15 protein-coding genes are annotated in these 17720 nt (G+C 65.4%); 14 read left to right on the top strand and 1 reads right to left on the bottom strand.

Annotation, left to right across the window (positions count from 1 at the left end):
• The first annotated feature begins 36 nt into the window (after nucleotides 1-36).
• The 14 genes from PKKP23_RS16070 to PKKP23_RS16005 all read left to right on the top strand — a co-directional run bounded on the left by PKKP23_RS16070 (nucleotide 37) and on the right by PKKP23_RS16005 (nucleotide 16699).
• Complete coding sequence (locus PKKP23_RS16070; protein WP_126877641.1) at nucleotides 37-1077, top strand: Tim44 domain-containing protein; 1041 nt, start codon at nucleotides 37-39, stop codon at nucleotides 1075-1077.
• Nucleotides 1078-1207: 130 nt separating this feature from the next.
• Complete coding sequence (locus PKKP23_RS16065; protein ID WP_126877640.1) at nucleotides 1208-1843, top strand: ubiquinone biosynthesis accessory factor UbiJ; 636 nt, start codon at nucleotides 1208-1210, stop codon at nucleotides 1841-1843.
• Between the two features lie 15 nt (nucleotides 1844-1858).
• Nucleotides 1859-3439 carry a ubiquinone biosynthesis regulatory protein kinase UbiB gene (ubiB, locus tag PKKP23_RS16060; protein WP_026121020.1) on the top strand — a complete coding sequence of 527 codons (1581 nt, stop codon included), beginning with the start codon at nucleotides 1859-1861 and terminating at the stop codon, nucleotides 3437-3439.
• Between the two features lie 52 nt (nucleotides 3440-3491).
• On the top strand, nucleotides 3492-4184 hold the full coding sequence (locus PKKP23_RS16055) for a methyltransferase domain-containing protein (protein WP_126877639.1): 693 nt from the start codon (nucleotides 3492-3494) through the stop codon (nucleotides 4182-4184).
• Nucleotides 4185-4325: 141 nt separating this feature from the next.
• Nucleotides 4326-4691, top strand: a complete 366-nt coding sequence (locus PKKP23_RS16050) for an FmdB family zinc ribbon protein (RefSeq protein WP_126877638.1) — start codon at nucleotides 4326-4328, stop codon at nucleotides 4689-4691.
• Nucleotides 4692-4767: 76 nt separating this feature from the next.
• A complete protein-coding gene (locus PKKP23_RS16045) occupies nucleotides 4768-5427 on the top strand; it encodes a DUF502 domain-containing protein (protein WP_017772694.1) in 660 nt (219 codons plus the stop codon).
• A gap of 66 nt (nucleotides 5428-5493) precedes the next feature.
• The gene (gene aspS / locus PKKP23_RS16040; protein ID WP_017772695.1) at nucleotides 5494-7296 is read left to right on the top strand and encodes an aspartate--tRNA ligase; all 1803 of its coding nucleotides are present in this window, start codon (nucleotides 5494-5496) and stop codon (nucleotides 7294-7296) included.
• Nucleotides 7297-7526: 230 nt separating this feature from the next.
• Complete coding sequence (gene nudB / locus PKKP23_RS16035; RefSeq protein ID WP_126877637.1) at nucleotides 7527-8009, top strand: dihydroneopterin triphosphate diphosphatase; 483 nt, start codon at nucleotides 7527-7529, stop codon at nucleotides 8007-8009.
• A complete protein-coding gene (clsB, locus tag PKKP23_RS16030; protein ID WP_126877636.1) occupies nucleotides 8006-9301 on the top strand; it encodes a cardiolipin synthase ClsB in 1296 nt (431 codons plus the stop codon). The genes nudB and clsB overlap by 4 nt, the downstream gene beginning before the upstream one ends.
• A gap of 237 nt (nucleotides 9302-9538) precedes the next feature.
• Entirely contained in the window at nucleotides 9539-10138 is a 600-nt protein-coding gene (locus PKKP23_RS16025) for a TetR/AcrR family transcriptional regulator (protein WP_017772698.1), read from the top strand.
• Between the two features lie 73 nt (nucleotides 10139-10211).
• Nucleotides 10212-11999 (top strand): acyl-CoA dehydrogenase C-terminal domain-containing protein, encoded by a 1788-nt coding sequence (locus PKKP23_RS16020; RefSeq protein ID WP_042299469.1) that lies wholly within the window; start codon nucleotides 10212-10214, stop codon nucleotides 11997-11999.
• A 135-nt stretch (nucleotides 12000-12134) separates the two neighbouring features.
• Nucleotides 12135-14573, top strand: coding sequence for a 3-hydroxyacyl-CoA dehydrogenase/enoyl-CoA hydratase family protein (locus PKKP23_RS16015; RefSeq protein WP_126877635.1), 2439 nt, complete (start codon nucleotides 12135-12137; stop codon nucleotides 14571-14573).
• 30 nt (nucleotides 14574-14603) lie between these two features.
• Nucleotides 14604-15803 (top strand): acetyl-CoA C-acyltransferase, encoded by a 1200-nt coding sequence (locus PKKP23_RS16010; RefSeq protein WP_042299471.1) that lies wholly within the window; start codon nucleotides 14604-14606, stop codon nucleotides 15801-15803.
• A gap of 122 nt (nucleotides 15804-15925) precedes the next feature.
• Nucleotides 15926-16699, top strand: a complete 774-nt coding sequence (locus PKKP23_RS16005) for an enoyl-CoA hydratase (protein WP_126877634.1) — start codon at nucleotides 15926-15928, stop codon at nucleotides 16697-16699.
• Between the two features lie 94 nt (nucleotides 16700-16793).
• Here the strand turns inward: PKKP23_RS16005 and fdhD are convergent, their stop codons facing one another.
• Nucleotides 16794-17618, bottom strand: coding sequence for a formate dehydrogenase accessory sulfurtransferase FdhD (fdhD, locus tag PKKP23_RS16000; protein WP_126877633.1), 825 nt, complete (start codon nucleotides 17616-17618; stop codon nucleotides 16794-16796).
• Nucleotides 17619-17720 lie beyond the last annotated feature (102 nt).

The raw sequence follows: 17720 nt of genomic DNA, 5'->3' as shown, positions 1-17720 counted from the left end.
CGTTCTCAACTCGTTGTCTTAAAAGGAATTTCAGTCATGTCTGATGCGCGCTCGAAGTCTTTCAAAAGTCTTTCTCCTTCGTGGGCGGCGCGGATCGGACGGTTCGCGGTAGTCGGTCTGGTGGTCGTGGCGACATTCGCATCGCTCGATGCCGAAGCTCGGCGCATGGGCGGCGGTCGCACCATTGGCCGGCAGTCGTCTACCGTGACGCAGCGCCAGACTACGCCGCCGGCGCAGCAACCGGGGCAACCCTTGCAGCAGTCGGGCCAGACCGCTCAGGCGCAACGGGCGCCCGCACCCACTCCCACGCCGGCCGCGGCGCCTTCGCGTTCGCGCTGGCTCGGCCCGCTCGCGGGGCTCGCCGCGGGTCTCGGCATTGCCGCGCTGCTGTCTCACTTTGGCCTGGGTGAAGCGTTCGCCGGCATGATGGCGAACATCATCGTGATCGCGCTCATCGCCATGATCGCGATCTGGCTGATCCGCAAGTTCATGGGCCGTCGCCGCGACGCGAACCAGCCCGCTTACGGCGCAGCGGGTGCCGGTCGTGCGGACGCTTATGCGGACGCCCATCGCGCCGGCGATTTCAATTCGGCGCGTGATGCAGCGGAGCCGCGATTCTCGGGCATGTCGTCGCTGCCTGCGGCTGCGAGCCCGGCCGCTGCGGCTGCAACGGCGTTCGAGCCGGCCTCTCGGGTCGCTGTGCCGGCCGGTTTCGACACCGAGGCGTTCCTGCGCAATGCAAAGGTCCACTTCGTGCGCCTCCAGGCCGCTTGGGACGCTGGCAACATGGACGACATTCGTGAATTCACCACGCCGGAAATGTTCGCCGAAGTGAAGATCGATCTCGACTCGCGCGGCGCGCAGGCGAACCAGACGGACGTGGTGCAACTCAACGCAGAACTGCTCGGCGTTGAAGACCGTGGCGGCGAGTATCTGGCCAGCGTGCAGTTCTCGGGCCTCATTCGCGAGACGGCGGGCGCGCCTGCCGAGCCGTTCCTCGAAGTATGGAACCTCTCGAAGTCGGCGCGTCGCGACGAAGGGTGGCTGCTCGCCGGCATCCAGCAGTTGACCCACTGACCGCACTGACGCACGTCGTATCGTCCGTCTGGCCGCCCCCCGGTACGGCCCGGTTCGGACGTGACGGACGTTACAATAGGAACCCGCGCGTGGCCTTCGCCCGCGCGGGTTTTTATTCCTCCACGTGCCGATGACCCTCGCCGCCAAGCCCTTTGCCGCTGCCGTCAATCACCTGCTCGCCCGCGAAACGTGGGCGCTCGAGCGTCTCGCTCCCTATGCCGGCAAGACTGCCCGGCTTGCCTGCCCGCCCGTCGCCCTGACCCTCCTCGTGAAGCCGGACGGCTACCTGGCGGCCGTGGACGAGAGCGACGCACATGCGTTCGACGTCACTGTTTCCGTGCCCGCTGATGCCGTGCCTGCGTTCCTGCAGGGCGGTCAGGCGGCCGTCATGAAGCACGTGAAGATCGAGGGCGACGCCGAATTCGCCACAACCATCGCGAAGCTGGCCGAACACCTGCGCTGGGAGCCGGAAGAAGATCTGGCTCAACTCATTGGCGACGGCCCGGCGTGGCGCGTCTCGTCGTTGGTGCGCACGGCGGGCGAACACGCGCGCCGCGCGGGGCGCAATCTGCTCGACTCGGTGGCCGAATACCTGCTCGATGAAGACCCGCAACTGGTGCGCCGCGAAGCCCTTCAGGATTTCAGTGAGGAACTGGCCCGCGCGCGCGACACGCTTGCGCGCGTCGAGAAGCGCGTGGAGCGTCTGGAGCAGAAAATCGCTGGCGAGCGCTCGCGCACGACAGCTACATCGCGCCCGGCGCACTAGGTGATCGGGCCCGACATGCGTGTTCTGCGAGTTCTAAAGATCTTTTTCACCGTCATCCGTTTCGGACTCGACGAGATGATGCTCTCGCGCATCAACGACCGCCGCGTGCGGCTGTTGCTGCGTATCACCACTATCGGCCGGCGTTTCGACCAGCCGCCAGGGGTGCGGCTGCGGCTCGCGCTGGAAAGCCTGGGGCCGATCTTCGTCAAGTTCGGCCAGGTGCTGTCCACGCGCCGCGACCTGTTGCCCCTCGACATTGCCGACGAACTGGCGCGCCTCCAGGACCAGGTGCCGCCGTTCGATTCGGACGTCGCCATTGGCCTCATCGAGAAGTCGCTGGGCGCGCCGGTGGGCGTGCTGTTCGACGACTTCGAGCGCGTGCCGGTGGCCAGCGCCTCGATTGCCCAGGTGCACTTCGCGAAGCTCAAGACCGGCGACCACGCGGGCAAACCCGTGGCCATCAAGGTGCTGCGTCCCAACATGCGGCCCGTTATCGATTCCGACCTCGCGCTGCTGCGCGACCTCGCCGTGTGGGCCGAGCGGCTGTGGGCGGACGGCAAGCGGCTCAAGCCGCGCGAAGTGGTGGCCGAGTTCGACAAGTACCTGCACGACGAACTCGACCTCATGCGCGAGGCGGCCAACGGCAGCCAGTTGCGGCGCAATTTCGCGGGGCTCGACCTCCTGCTCGTTCCCGAGATGTACTGGGAGTTCTGCACGCCCACCGTGCTCGTCATGGAGCGCATGGTCGGGGTGCCCATCAGCCAGGTGGAGACGTTGCGCGCAGCCGGCGTGGACATTCCCAAGCTCGCCCGCGAAGGCGTGGAGATCTTCTTCACGCAGGTGTTTCGCGACGGCTTCTTCCACGCGGACATGCACCCCGGCAACATCCAGGTGAGTCTTGACCCCGCGCACTTCGGCCGCTACATCGCGCTCGACTTCGGGATCATTGGCGCGCTTTCGGACTTCGACAAGAACTACCTCGCGCAAAACTTCCTCGCCTTCTTCAAGCGCGATTACCACCGCGTCGCGACGCTGCACCTGGAGTCGGGCTGGGTGCCGCCCAATACGCGCGTGGAAGAACTGGAAAGCGCCATTCGCGCCGTTTGCGAGCCGTACTTCGACCGGGCGCTGAAAGACATTTCACTCGGCCAGGTGCTGATGCGTCTCTTCTCGACCTCGCGCCGCTTCAACGTTGAAATCCAGCCCCAACTGGTACTGCTGCAAAAGACCATGCTCAACGTGGAAGGTCTGGGCCGCTCGCTCGATCCCGACCTCGACTTGTGGAAGACCGCGAAGCCGTACCTCGAACGCTGGATGAACGAGCAGATCGGCTTGCGGGGCTGGTACGAACGACTGAGAATCGAAGCGCCGCAGTGGAGCAAGACGCTGCCGCAGTTGCCGCGCCTGATTCATCACGTGCTGGCGCAGCGCCACGACAATCCCCATGCAGGCACGAGCGACGAAGCGATGCGGTTGATCCTGCTGGAGCAGAAGCGGACCAACCGGCTGCTTCAAGGGCTGCTCATGTTCGGCCTCGCCGTGGGCGCCGGTGCCGTGGCCGCCCGCTTGTGGCTCGCGCTCGCGTACGGCGGCTGAACGGGCGGCGCGGCTGCTCCAGATCCGACAGCACCGAGGGAACCAACACGCCATGACCGATCCGACGCATCCGGCTGTGCCACCCGATGAACCGGGCAGTGCAGGAAAGACCGCCGCGCCAGCAGTTGCGCCGTCGGCCCCCGAATTCGAATCCCGCGATCCGCGCAACCCCGCGTTCTGGAACGAGCGCTTCGAGCAGGGCTTTACTCCTTGGGACCAGGCTGGCGTGCCGCCTGCGTTCGAAGCCTTCGCCGCGCGGCATCCGGGCGAGGCGATCGTGATCCCCGGCTGCGGCAGTGCCTGGGAAGCGTTGTGGCTCGCTCAACGTGGCCGCCAGGTGCGCGCCATCGATTTCTCACCGGCAGCCGTGGCCACGGCGCGCGCGCAGTTGGGCCCGCAGTACGCCCATGTTGTGGAGGAAGCGGACTTCTTCGCCTGGCAGCCGCCATTCACGCCGGGTTGGGTCTACGAACGCGCTTTTTTGTGCGCCCTGCCGCGGGATTTTTGGGCGCGTTACGCTGCGCGCATGGCCGACATCCTGCCGGAAGGCGGCTTGCTCGCGGGTTTCTTCTTCATTGGGGCTACGCCTAAGGGGCCGCCGTTCGGCATCGACCGCGCCGAGCTCGAGGCTCTGCTCGAACCCGATTTCATGCTCGTGGAAGACGAGCCAGTGTCCGGCTCGATACCGGTCTTTGCCGGCCGCGAGCGCTGGATGACCTGGCAACGCCGCGCCGGCCGCTCTTGATCCGCGCGGTCTTCGCCCCCATCTGAAGCGCCGGTGGCCGCGCAACGCGCCGGCCGGTGAAATCGCCGGGCCGGCAGGCGTTTGCGGCTATAATTCAAGGCTTTGCAAGCGTTTATCAGATTTTCATCAGGGAACAGGATCATGCCGATCTACGCTTATCGTTGCGAATCGTGCGGCTTCCAGAAGGACGTGCTGCAAAAGATGAGCGATTCGCCTTTGACGCAGTGCCCCGAGTGCCAGAAGGACACCTTCCGCAAGCAGGTCACGGCGGCAGGCTTCCAGCTGAAAGGCTCCGGCTGGTACGTCACCGATTTTCGCGGCGGCAACAGTGGCGCCAGTGGCGCGAGCACGGGTGCGAAGAAGGAAACCGCGGCGGGGTCGTCGGAAACCGCTTCGGCCGGCAGCGACAGCGCGAGCGGCAGCAAGTCGGCCAGCGGTTCGGAAGGCACATCGGGCGCCGCGCCGGCGACGACGTCCACCGCGGCCAGCACGACGGGCAGTCCCTGATACCCGAGCCGTCCCATTCTGACCGAGGGGCGGCGCCCTCGCCGCGGCGCTTCGCCACGGCTCTCCGGCGGTACACATGACGACCAAGAAAGCGACGCTCAAATCGGTTTTCCTGACTGGCCTGCTCGTGCTGGTGCCTCTGGCCATCACGCTGTGGGTGCTCAATCTGATCATCGGCACGATGGATCAGACGTTGCTGCTGTTGCCGACAGCGTGGCAGCCGGAGCGCCTGTTCGGGTTCCATCTGCCGGGGCTTGGTGCACTGCTTACGCTCGCGTTCGTCTTCGTCGTCGGCCTGCTGACCCAGAACCTCGTCGGGCAGAAGCTCGTGGAGGCGTGGAACGCCGTGGTGCGCCGCATTCCGGTGGTCGGTCCCATCTATACGAGCGTCAAGCAGGTGTCCGACACGCTGCTTTCCAGCAGTGGCAACGCGTTCCGCAAGGCGCTCCTGATCGAATACCCGCGTAAAGGTTCGTATACGATTGCGTTCTTGACCGGCATTCCCGGCGGCGACGTCGTGAATCACCTGAAGGAAGAATGCGTGAGCGTGTACGTGCCCACCACGCCTAATCCGACGTCGGGCTTTTTTCTCATGATCCCGCGCAGCGAGGTCGTCGAACTCGACATGACGGTCGACGCCGCGCTCAAGTACATCGTTTCGATGGGCGTCGTCGCGCCGTCGGCGCCGCATGTGGCGCCCGCGCCGCAGCGGCGCACCGTCGAGCCTCCGCTGTAACACCGGCTGGCGCCCGCCGTTGTGGGACGCAGCCGTTCAATTCCTGAATAACGAAAGACGAACATCATGTCGATGAGATCTGAATACTGCGGTCTGGTGACCGAACACCTGCTGGGCCAAACCGTGTCGCTGTGCGGCTGGGTGAGCCGGCGCCGCGACCACGGCGGCGTTATCTTCATCGACCTGCGCGACCGGGAAGGCCTCGTTCAGGTTGTCTGCGACCCGGACCGCGCCGAGATGTTCAAGACGGCCGAAGGCGTGCGCAACGAGTTCTGCGTACAGGTGAAGGGCGTGGTGCGCAACCGTCCGGAAGGCACCACGAACGCGAACCTCACGAGCGGCAAGATCGAAGTGCTGTGCCACGAGCTGACCGTGCTGAATCCGTCGGTCACGCCCCCGTTCCAGCTCGATGACGACAACCTCTCGGAAACCACGCGCCTCACGCACCGCGTGCTCGACCTGCGCCGTCCGCAGATGCAGCACAACCTGCGCCTGCGCTACCGCGTGGCGATGGAAGTGCGCAAGTACCTCGACGCGAAGGGCTTCATCGACATCGAAACGCCGATGCTCACCAAGAGCACGCCGGAAGGTGCGCGCGACTACCTCGTGCCGTCGCGCGTGAACGCAGGCCAGTTCTTCGCGCTGCCGCAGTCGCCCCAGCTCTTCAAGCAGCTCCTGATGGTGGCGAACTTCGACCGCTATTACCAGATCGTGAAGTGCTTCCGCGACGAAGACCTGCGTGCCGACCGCCAGCCCGAGTTCACGCAGATCGACTGCGAAACGTCGTTCCTCGGCGAGCAGGAGATTCGCGACCTGTTCGAAGAGATGGCGCGCCACGTGTTCAAGGAAACGATCGGCGTGGAACTGGACGCGAAGTTCCCGGTGATGCAGTACTCGGAAGCCATGAGCCGCTTCGGCTCGGACAAGCCCGACCTGCGCGTGAAGCTCGAATTCACGGAACTCACGGACGCCATGAAGGACGTCGACTTCAAGGTGTTCAGCACGCCGGCCAATACCAAGGACGGGCGCGTTGCAGCCCTGCGCGTGCCGAAGGGCGGTGAGCTCTCGCGTGGCGATATCGACAGCTACACGGAATTCGTGCGCATCTATGGCGCGAAGGGCCTGGCGTGGATCAAGGTCAACGAGGCTGCGAAGGGCCGCGACGGCCTGCAAAGCCCGATCGTGAAGAACCTGCATGATGCGGCCATCGCGGCGATCATCGAGCGCACCGGTGCTCAGGACGGCGACATCATCTTCTTTGCCGCGGACCGCGCAAAGGTGGTGAACGATAGCCTCGGCGCACTGCGCCTGAAGATCGGTCATTCGGAGTTCGGCAAGGCGAACGGTCTCGTCGAGGCCGGCTGGAAGCCGCTGTGGGTGATCGACTTCCCGATGTTCGAGTACGACGAGGAAGAGAACCGCTTCGTCGCTGCGCACCATCCGTTCACAAGCCCGAAGGACGAGCACATCGAGTATCTGGAAACGGATCCGGCCCGCTGCCTCGCGAAGGCCTACGACATGGTGCTGAACGGTTGGGAAATCGGCGGCGGTTCGGTGCGTATCCACCGCGAGGAAGTGCAGAGCAAGGTGTTCCGCGCGCTCAAGATCGGTCCGGAGGAAGCCCGTGCCAAGTTCGGCTTCCTGCTCGACGCGCTCCAGTACGGCGCGCCCCCGCACGGTGGCATTGCGTTCGGCCTCGACCGTATCGTCACGATGATGGCCGGCGCCGATTCGATCCGCGACGTGATCGCGTTCCCGAAGACGCAACGTGCGCAGTGCCTGCTCACCCAGGCGCCGAGCGAAGTGGACGAGCGTCAGTTGCGCGAACTCCACATCCGCCTGCGCACGCCGGAACAGAAGGCGCAGTAAGCCGCTGGCGGTCGCTCGTCCGTCGCGAGTGGCCGCACGCAAGCGGCACACCGTTTCCGCACAGCACAGAAAAAGGCGCATCACGCGCCTTTTCTGCTTTTTGCGCTACATTCGTACTGGCCGGCTGCCAGGCGCCGCAAGCATCGAATGCATGGCGCCGATAGACAGCCGGCTTTCCCCGATTTCACCGCCGACATGCCCGCGCGCGGTTCGCGCTGCGCCTCGCCACCATGCCGAAGAAGATTCCGGAATCCGTTCTCGTCGTCATTCACACTCCGCAGCTCGACGTGCTCATCATCGAGCGCGCCGATCGGCCGGGCTTCTGGCAATCCGTCACGGGTTCGAAAGACCGGCTCGACGAGCCACTCACCGAAACCGCCGTGCGCGAGGTCGCCGAGGAAACGGGCATCGTCGTAGGATCGGCGGACGTGCCGTATACGTCGCTGTTCGACTGGCAGCATCAGATCGAGTACGAGATCTACCCCGTGTGGCGGCACCGCTATGAAGAGGGCGTGACGCGCAACGTCGAGCACTGGTTCAGCCTCGAAGTGCCGCAGCGGCTCGAAGTCACGCTCGCGCCGCGCGAACACACCGCATTCCTCTGGTTGCCGTGGCAGGAAGCCGCGAGCCGTTGCTTCTCATCATCGAACCGGGACGCCATTCTCCAGTTGCCCGCGCGACTCGATGCGCGCCGCCAGGCGCACGGCCGATGACGGCGACGCGCGAATCGTCGGTGCCCGCGCGCCTGCCGCGGCTCGAACGGCTGGGCCGCACGTTGCTTGGCCGCCGCTACTGGTCGCGCTATCGCTTCACGGCGGGCAATACCGTGAAGCTCTTTTGCTCCGGGGACGAATACTTCGACGCGCTCGTTCAGCGTATCGACGCCGCCACGCGCGACGTCATGCTGGAGACCTACATCTTCTGCGACGACGCGGCGGGTCAAGCCGTCTCCGAAGCCCTGCTGCGCGCCGTGGGCCGCGGCGTGCGGGTGCGCGTCATTACCGACGGCATCGGCACTGGCCGGCTGCCGTTCTTTGACACCTGGGTGGCTGCGGGCATCGAGCATCGCATCTTCAATCCGCATCTATTCGGCCGCTTCGGCTTTGCGCGCACGCACCGCAAGCTCGCGGTGGTGGACGGCACGTTCGCCTGGTGCGGCGGCATCAATATCGTCGACGACTTCGACAACAATGGCACACGTCTGCCGCACGCGCGCTGGGACTTCGCCGTCGAGTTGCGCGGCCCCGTGGTGGCGGACGTGCGCGAGGCGTTCGAACTGCAATGGCAGCGCATAGTGCTCGGCCACCGGCCACCCGTTCGGGCCGACGACGAGGGCGCGGCGATAGGCCCCGCGTCGCACAGGCGATCCTCCTTTCTGCGCAACGCGTTCAGTGGCCGTTTCCGCGCGAGGCGCGTTCGTCCGAGAGGCGAGCCCTGCGTGGCCTTCGTCGCACGCGACAACGTCGTGAACCGGCGGGCCATCGAAAAGGCCTACCTCGCCGCGATCGGCCAGGCGCGCAAGGAAGTGCTGCTCGCGAATCCCTACTTCATGCCGGGGCGGCGCCTGCGACGGGCGTTGATCCACGCGGCGCAGCGCGGCGTGGAGGTGCGGCTCCTGATCGGCCGAAAGGAGTTCGCCGCGCTCGACTACGCGGTGCCGTTCCTGTACCACTCGCTGTTGAAGGCGGGCGTGCGCATTGCCGAGTATGAAAAGACGATGCTGCACGGAAAGGTGGCCGTGGTGGATTCGAACTGGGCCACGGTGGGCTCCTCGAACCTCGACGCGCTGAGCCTCGTGCTCAACAACGAGGCCAATGTGATGCTGGTGCTGCATCCGGAGATCGATGCATTACGCCATGCCATCCTCACCGCCTTCAACGAGTCGCGCCTGATCGACGAGGCCCGCTACGAAGCGCGGCCGGCCGCCGAACGGCTGCTCAACTGGCTGGCCTACACGGCCTATCGGACCACCATGAAGCTCCTGACGGTGGGCGGCTACGACTAGGTCGCGTCCAGATCAAACCCCTTTCCGCGCACTTATCCGACCCTGCACGCTGCCACACGCGACCCGGCACGCGCAATCGAGGAAATATCGGCTTCTGCTCGCCACCCCATGCGGCGCAGAATTAGAGTGCCTGTTAGACCCCGGTTTCTAATAAAGTCCTTGTTCAGCGGGCGGTCGTACCCAACAATAGTACGGCCGTTCGATTTTATTTCGGTCACATCGTAACGGTATAAAGCTATGCGAAAAGGCGAACAGACGCGAGCCGCAATTCTCGATGCAGCACTCGACCTGGCCAGCCGGGATGGACTCGAAGGTCTGACCATCGGTTTGCTGGCCGAGCGTATGCAGATGAGCAAGAGCGGGGTGTTCGCGCATTTCGGGTCGCGCGAAGACTTGCAGGTGGAAGTGGTGCGTGAGTATCACCGCCGTTTCGAGGAGGAAGTGTTCTTCCCGAGCCTGCGCGAGCCGCGCGGTTTGCCGCGTTTGCGCGCCATGCTGTCGCGCTGGATGGAGAAGCGCATTCAGGAAGTCACCACTGGATGCATCTACATCAGCGGCGCGGTCGAGTACGACGACCGTGCAGACAGCGCCGTGCGCGAGCAGTTGGTGGCAAGCGTCACGATGTGGCGCGCCGCGCTCATGCGGGCCATTTCGCAGGCAATGGAAGAAGGGCATCTGCGCGCCGATACCGATCCGCAGTTGATGCTCTTCGAGTTGTACAGCTTCACGCTCGGCCTGCATCACGACGCACGCTTCCTGCATCTGCCCGATGCCGTGCGCCTGACGTGGGCTGCGCTGGAAAAGCTGATCGTTTCGTATCAGAGCGAAAGCCGCTAGCGGGACCGGCGCGGTCGGCACCGCGCTGCAAGCAGCGGCGAGCTTGTCAGTCCTCATCCTTGGAGAAGAAGTCATGGGACAGTACGCCCCGCCGCTGCGCGATATGCAATTCGTGCTGCATGAACTGCTGAACGTCGAAGCCGAAGTGAAGCAAATGCCGAAGCACGCGGACCTCGACGCCGACACTGTCAACCAGGTGCTCGAAGAGGCCGGCAAGTTCTGCTCCGAAGTGCTGTTCCCGCTGAACCAGGTCGGCGACCGCGAAGGCTGCACCTACGCTGGCGACGGCGTGGTGACCACGCCTACAGGGTTCAAGGAGGCGTACCAGCAGTACGTCGAGGCCGGCTGGCCGGCGCTCGGTTGCGATCCCGAATTCGGCGGCCAGGGCCTGCCCGCGTTCGTGAACAACGCACTCTACGAGATGCTGAACTCGTCCAACCAGGCGTGGACGATGTACCCCGGTCTCTCGCACGGCGCCTACGAATGCCTGCATGCGCACGGCACGCCGGAGCAACAGAAGACCTATCTGCCGAAGATCGTCTCCGGCGTCTGGACCGGCACCATGTGCCTCACCGAGCCGCACTGCGGCACCGACCTCGGCATTCTGCGCACGAAGGCGGAGCCGAACGGCGACGGCTCGTATGCCATCACCGGCACCAAGATCTTCATCTCCGCGGGCGAACACGACCTCGCGGAAAACATCATTCACCTCGTGCTCGCCCGTCTGCCCGATGCGCCGGCCGGCACGAAGGGCATTTCGCTCTTTATCGTGCCGAAGTTCATTCCCGATGCAGCCGGCGAACCCGGCGAGCGCAACGGCGTGAAGTGCGGCTCCATCGAACACAAGATGGGCATTCACGGCAACGCCACGGCCGTGATCAATCTCGACAACGCGAAGGGCTGGCTGGTCGGTGAGCCGAACAAGGGCCTCAACGCGATGTTCGTCATGATGAACGCCGCGCGTCTTGGCGTCGGCATGCAGGGCCTCGGCCTCACCGAGGTCGCGTACCAGAACGCGCTGGTCTACGCGAAGGAGCGTCTGCAGATGCGCTCGCTTACCGGCCCGAAGGCGCCGGACAAGCCCGCCGATCCCATCATCGTGCACCCCGACGTGCGCCGCATCCTGCTCACGCAGAAGGCCTACTTGGAAGCAGGCCGCGCGTTCTCGTACTGGACCGCGCTGCAGATCGACCGTGAGCTGTCGCACAGCGACGAGTCCGTGCGCAAGGAAGCCGCCGACCTCGTCGCGCTCCTCACGCCCATCATCAAGGCGTTCCTCACCGACAACGCATTCGAGTGCACCAACCACGCGCTGCAGGTGTACGGTGGCCACGGCTTCATCTCCGAATGGGGCATGGAGCAATACGTGCGCGACGCCCGCATCAACATGATCTACGAAGGCACCAACGCCGTTCAGTCGCTGGACCTGCTCGGCCGCAAGGTGCTGGGCGACATGGGCGCCAAGCTGAAGAAGTTCGGCAAGCTCGTGAGCGACTTCGTGGAAGAGGAAGGCGTGAAGCCCGAGATGCAGGAGTTCGTGAACCCGCTCGCCGACATCGGCGACAAGGTGCAGAAACTCACCATGGAAATCGGCATGAAGGCGATGCAGAACCCCGACGAAGTGGGCGCCGCCGCCGTGCCGTATCTGCGCACCGTGGGCCACCTGGTGTTCTCGTACTTCTGGGCGCGCATGGCGCGCATCGCGCTGGACAAGGAAGCGTCCGGCGACCCGTTCTACAAGTCCAAGCTGGCTACCGCGCGCTTCTACTTCGCGAAGCTGCTGCCCGAAACGGCGGCCACGATCCGCCAGGCGCGCGCGGGCGCGAAGCCGCTGATGGACATCGACGAAGCGCTGTTCTAAGCGCCCGCTGGCCTGCCTCGCGTGCTCCGGCGTGAGTTGATCGCCGTCCCGCACGCGAGGCCGCCACGGTCCCGACATACCCTCGCACATTCCATTCAATTCGCTCGACATTGCACATTCCGCTGGAGGAACAACGTGAGCAATCTGATCATTCGCAAGGTGGCCGTGCTCGGCGCCGGCGTGATGGGCGCGCAGATCGCCGCGCACCTGATCAACGCCCGGGTGCCCGTGCTGCTGTTCGACCTGCCCGCCAAGGAAGGCCCGAAGAACGCGATCGCGCTGAAGGCGATCGAAAACCTCAAGAAGCTGTCGCCCGCGCCGTTCGGCGTGAAGGATGACGCGCAGTACATCGAGCCCGCCAACTACGAGGACGACCTCGCGAAGCTGGCCGGGTGCGACGTCGTGATCGAGGCCATCGCCGAGCGCATGGACTGGAAGCACGACCTCTACAAGAAGGTGGCGCCGCACATCGGCGCGAACGCGATCTTCGCGTCCAATACGTCGGGCCTCTCGATCACGGCGCTTTCCGATGGTTTTTCGGATGAATTGAAGGCGCGCTTCTGCGGTGTGCACTTCTTCAATCCGCCGCGCTACATGCATCTCGTGGAGTTGATCCCCACGGCGCACACGCGGCCCGAGATTCTCGACCAGCTCGAAACGTTCCTCACGAGCGCGGTGGGCAAGGGCGTGGTGCGGGCGAAAGACACGCCCAACTTCATCGCGAACCGCGTCGGCATCTTTTCGATTCTCGCGGTGGTGGCGGAAGCCCAGAAGTTCGGCCTGCGCTTCGACGAAGTGGACGACCTGACAGGCAGCCGGCTGGGCCGCGCGAAGTCGGCCACGTTCCGCACCGCAGACGTGGTGGGCCTCGACACCATGGCCCACGTCATCAAGACGATGCAGGACAACCTCGCGGACGACCCGTTCTATCCCGTCTACGAGACGCCCGCGGTGCTCGCCGCGCTCGTGCAGAAGGGCGCGCTCGGACAGAAGAGCGGCGCGGGCTTCTATCGCAAGGAAGGCAAGGCGATCAAGGTGCTCGACGCCAAAACGGGCGAGTACGTGGAAGCCGGCGCGAAAGCCGACGAACTGGTGGGCCGCATCCTCAAGCGCCCGCCGGCCGAACGCCTGAAGCTGCTGCGTGAATCCACGCATCCGCAGGCGCAGTTCCTGTGGTCGATTTTCCGCGACGTGTTCCACTACATCGCCGTGCATCTCGAATCGATTGCGGACAACGCGCGCGACGTCGATCTCGCTATCCGCTGGGGCTTCGGATGGAACGAAGGTCCGTTCGAAGGCTGGCAGACGGCGGGCTGGAAGCAGGTGGCCGAATGGGTGCAGGACGACATCACCGCGGGCAAGGCGCTCGCGAACGTGCCGCTGCCTGCGTGGGTGTTCGAAGGAGCGGTTGCGGAGAAGGGCGGCGTGCATACGGCCGAAGGCTCGTGGTCGCCCGCGGCGAAGCGCTTCGTGCCGCGCTCGTCGCTCTCCGTCTACGAACGCCAGGTATTCCGCGCGCCGCTGCAAGGCGAAACGGGCGCGGACCCGAAGACCTTCGGCAAGACGCTCTTCGAGACCGACCACGTGCGTGCCTGGGTGGACGACCGCGCGGGCGAAGACGACGTCGTGATCGTTTCGTTCAAGAGCAAGATGAACACCATCGGCCCGGGCGTAATCGACGGGCTCACGCAGGCCATCGAACTCGCGGAGCAGTCGTATCGCGCGGTGGTGGTGTGGCAGCCCACCTCGCTCAAGCTCGGCGCGCCGGGCGGCCCGTTCTCGGCAGGCGCGAACCTCGAAGAAGCGATGCCGGCGTTCATGATGGGCGGCGCGAAAGGCATCGAGCCGTTCGTCAAGAAATTCCAGCAAGGCATGCTGCGCGTGAAGTACGCGAACGTGCCCGTGGTGTCCGCCGTGTCGGGCATCGCGCTCGGCGGTGGCTGCGAGCTGCTGCTGCATAGCGCGAAGCGCGTGGCGCACATCGAGAGCTACGTCGGCCTCGTCGAGGTGGGCGTGGGTCTCGTGCCCGCAGGCGGCGGCTTGAAGGAAGCGGCGCTGCGCGCGGCGCAAGCCGCAGACGCGGTGGGCGCGAACCCGAGCGATCTGCTGCGCTTCGTGCAGAAGTCGTTCGAAAACGCGGCGATGGCGAAGGTCTCGGCCTCCGCGCTCGAAGCGCGTGCGATGGGCTACCTGAAGCCGTCGGACACCATCGTCTTCAACGTGTTCGAACTGCTCGACACGGCGAAGAAGGAAGCGCGTGCGCTCGCCGCCGCAGGCTATCGTGCGCCGCTGCGTGCGACGCAGGTGCCGGTGGCCGGCCGCTCGGCGATTGCGACCATCAAGGCGTCGCTCGTCAACATGCGCGACGGCCGCTTCATCAGCGATCACGATTTCCTGATTGCGAGCCGTATTGCCGAAGCGGTATGCGGCGGCGACGTCGAAGCCGGCAGCCTTGTCGACGAAGAATGGCTGCTCGCGCTGGAGCGTCGCGCGTTCGTCGACCTGCTCGGCACGCAGAAGACGCAGGAACGAATCATGGGCATGTTGCAGACCGGCAAGCCGGTGCGCAACTGAAGCGGCGAGTCATTCGGATCGGAGTCTCACATGAGCAAACAGTTACAGGATGCATATATCGTCGCCGCGAGCCGCACGCCCATTGGCAAGGCGCCGCGCGGCGTGTTCCGGAATACGCGGCCTGACGAGCTGCTGGTGCACGCGATCAAGTCCGCGGTTGCGCAGGTGCCGGGGCTCGACACGAAGGTGATCGAAGACGCGATCGTCGGTTGCGCCATTCCCGAAGCGGAGCAAGGCCTCAACGTGGCGCGCATGGGCGCGCTGCTCGCGGGTCTGCCGAACACGGTCGGCGGCGTCACGGTGAACCGCTTCTGCGCCTCGGGCGTGACGGCGCTCGCCATGGCTGCGGACCGCATTCGCGTGGGCGAAGCGGACGCGATGATCGCGGGCGGCTGCGAGTCGATGAGCATGGTGCCGATGATGGGCAACAAGCCTTCGATGTCGCCGCACATCTTCGACGCCAACGAGAACATCGGCATCGCCTACGGCATGGGCCTCACGGCCGAGCGCGTGGCCGAGCGCTGGAAGGTGAGCCGCGAAGCGCAGGACGCCTTCTCGCTGGAGTCGCATCGTCGGGCGATTGCCGCCCAACAGGCGGGCGAGTTCAAGGACGAGATCGCGCCGTACACCGTGACCGAACGCGTGCCGGATCTCGCGAGCGGCGAAGTGAAGGTGAAGACGCGCGAAGTTGCGCTCGACGAAGGTCCGCGCGCCGACACGTCGCTGGAAGGCCTTGCGAAGCTGCGCACCGTGTTCGCAAACAAGGGATCGGTGACGGCGGGCAACAGCTCGCAGACCTCGGACGGCGCGGGCGCGCTCATCGTTGTCTCCGAGAAGATCCTGAAGCAGTTCAACCTCACGCCGCTCGCGCGCTTCGTGAGCTTTGCGGTGCGCGGCGTGCCGCCGGAGATCATGGGCATCGGGCCGAAGGAAGCCATTCCGGCGGCGCTGAAGGCCGCGGGCCTTACGCAGGACGACATCGACTGGATCGAGCTGAACGAGGCGTTCGCTGCGCAGTCGCTCGCCGTGATCCAGGACCTGGGCCTCGATCCCGCGAAGGTGAACCCGATGGGCGGCGCGATTGCGCTGGGCCATCCGCTCGGCGCCACGGGCGCGATTCGTGCGGCGACGGTCGTGCATGCGCTGCGCCGTCGCAACCTGCGTTACGGCATGGTGACGATGTGCGTGGGCACCGGCATGGGCGCGGCCGGCATCATCGAGCGCCTGTAAGGTGCAGGCCGCTTCTTCGCATGCTCGCTTGTCCGGGCAGCGAGGAGGCCCCGTAAAGGCATGAACGGTTCGCAGGTCGCGAGGCTTGCGAACCGTTTTCGTTCAACGGAGGAGATCCGCGAATGACCACCGACATCCTGACCAGCCAGACCGACGACGGCGTGCTCGCCATCACCTTCAACCGGCCGGCGCGCAAGAACGCGATTACGGCCGCGATGTACCAGGCGATGGCCGACGCGCTCGTTGCCGCGCAGCGCGACAAGGCCGTGCGCGTCGTGCTGTTTCGCGGCAGCGAGGGCACGTTCTGCGCCGGCAACGACCTCGAAGACTTCATGAAGGCGCCGCCCGCAGGCGAGGACGCGCCGGTGTTCCAGTTCCTGCGCGCCATCAGCACGGCGGAGAAGCCCGTGGTCGCGGCGGTGGCGGGCGCGGCCGTGGGCATCGGCACGACGCTGCTGCTGCATTGCGACCTCGTCTACGCGGCCGACACAGCGAAGTTCTCGCTGCCGTTCGCGCAGCTGGGGCTGTGCCCGGAGGCGGCATCGTCGCTGATTTTGCCGCGCATTGCGGGCTATCCGCTCGCAGCCGAAAAGCTGCTGCTGGGCGACGCGTTCGACGCCCACGAGGCGCTGCGCATGGGCTTCGTGAATCGTGTGCTGCCTGCCGCGGAGGTGGAGGCGTTTGCGCTTGCTCAGGCGAGCAAGCTGGCGGCGCTGCCGGCGTCGTCGCTGCGTGTGACCAAGGCGCTGATGAAGGGCGCGGCGCAGCACGAGGTCCATACGCGCATGACGGAAGAGGCCGTGCACTTCGGCAAGATGCTGCTCGCGCCTGAAGCGCGGGAGGCGTTCAAGGCGTTTTTCGAGAAGCGTAAGCCGGATTTCAGGCAGTTCGATTGAGCGTGGGCGACGAGGCAAAAAGGCGGCGCGTTATGCGCCGTTTTTTGTCCATACACCTCGCGTACACAACGCAGGTAACGCGTAGTAGCCCCCCTCACGCCGTCCCATACTCCACATACCCCGATTCCCGGCAAAAACTCACGAGCCGCAAGCCCGCTTTCTTCGCGATGGCAATGGCCAGCGACGACGGCGCCGAAATAGTCGCCACCAGCGGCACGCCCACGCGCGCGGCCTTGCGCACGAGTTCGTAGCTGGCGCGGCTGGAGAGAAACACGAAACCGTCCGTGGTGTCGGCGCGTTCCAGCACGAGCTGGCCGATCAGCTTGTCGAGCGCATTGTGACGGCCCACGTCTTCGAAAGCGTGCAGAATCTCGCCCCGCGCGTTGCACCACGCCGCCGCGTGCAGTCCGCCTGTGAGCTTCGTGAGCGCCTGGTGCGCGGGCAGGTCGTGCGCGGCGCGGGCGAGCGCGTCGGGCGCGAGCCGCGCGAGAAAGCCTGTATCCGGCACACGCTCCGGTTGCAGATCGAGCAGATCGATGCTTTCGATGCCGCACACGCCGCAGCCCGTGCGGCCCGCAAGCGCGCGGCGCTTTTCCTTCAATCCCGCGAACGCCTGCTGCACGATCGTGAGTTGCACTTCGGCGTAAGGCAACTCGCCGTCTTCGCGAAATGCGACTTCAATGTCCTGAATGTCGGCGTTGCGGTCCACGATGCCTTCCGAAATGGCGAAGCCGACCGCGAAGGCCTCCAGGTCGCGCGGCGTGCACATCATCACCGCGTGCGAGATGCCGTTGAACACCAGAGCCACAGGCCATTCCTGGCCGACGTGATCGACGAGCGTTTCGGCGGCGCCGCCGCGGTGGCGCGTGACGGGCAATTCGATGGCGCCGGGCTGGCCGGCGGTTTCCAGTGGGTTCAAGCGTGGACTCCTTGGCGCGCGGCCCGGACAAAACGCCCAGCCGGACGTGGGCTCGTGGGTCGCGCAGAAGGTTCTAAAATACCCCAAGCCGGCGCCCCGCGT

Origin of the sequence: Paraburkholderia kururiensis JCM 10599 = LMG 19447, from assembly GCF_003986935.1 — a bacterium.
Classification (GTDB): Bacteria; Pseudomonadota; Gammaproteobacteria; order Burkholderiales; family Burkholderiaceae; genus Paraburkholderia; species Paraburkholderia kururiensis.
Note: the sequence above shows the minus strand (reverse complement) of the source record. Positions and strands in the feature narration are given on the sequence as shown.

Coding starts and splice junctions, on each gene's coding strand:
- PKKP23_RS16070 (WP_126877641.1), top strand. CDS start 37: ATGTCTGATGCGCGCTCGAAGTCTTTCAAAAGTCTTTCTCCTTCGTGG.
- PKKP23_RS16065 (WP_126877640.1), top strand. CDS start 1,208: ATGACCCTCGCCGCCAAGCCCTTTGCCGCTGCCGTCAATCACCTGCTC.
- ubiB (WP_026121020.1), top strand. CDS start 1,859: ATGCGTGTTCTGCGAGTTCTAAAGATCTTTTTCACCGTCATCCGTTTC.
- PKKP23_RS16055 (WP_126877639.1), top strand. CDS start 3,492: ATGACCGATCCGACGCATCCGGCTGTGCCACCCGATGAACCGGGCAGT.
- PKKP23_RS16050 (WP_126877638.1), top strand. CDS start 4,326: ATGCCGATCTACGCTTATCGTTGCGAATCGTGCGGCTTCCAGAAGGAC.
- PKKP23_RS16045 (WP_017772694.1), top strand. CDS start 4,768: ATGACGACCAAGAAAGCGACGCTCAAATCGGTTTTCCTGACTGGCCTG.
- aspS (WP_017772695.1), top strand. CDS start 5,494: ATGTCGATGAGATCTGAATACTGCGGTCTGGTGACCGAACACCTGCTG.
- nudB (WP_126877637.1), top strand. CDS start 7,527: ATGCCGAAGAAGATTCCGGAATCCGTTCTCGTCGTCATTCACACTCCG.
- clsB (WP_126877636.1), top strand. CDS start 8,006: ATGACGGCGACGCGCGAATCGTCGGTGCCCGCGCGCCTGCCGCGGCTC.
- PKKP23_RS16025 (WP_017772698.1), top strand. CDS start 9,539: ATGCGAAAAGGCGAACAGACGCGAGCCGCAATTCTCGATGCAGCACTC.
- PKKP23_RS16020 (WP_042299469.1), top strand. CDS start 10,212: ATGGGACAGTACGCCCCGCCGCTGCGCGATATGCAATTCGTGCTGCAT.
- PKKP23_RS16010 (WP_042299471.1), top strand. CDS start 14,604: ATGAGCAAACAGTTACAGGATGCATATATCGTCGCCGCGAGCCGCACG.
- PKKP23_RS16005 (WP_126877634.1), top strand. CDS start 15,926: ATGACCACCGACATCCTGACCAGCCAGACCGACGACGGCGTGCTCGCC.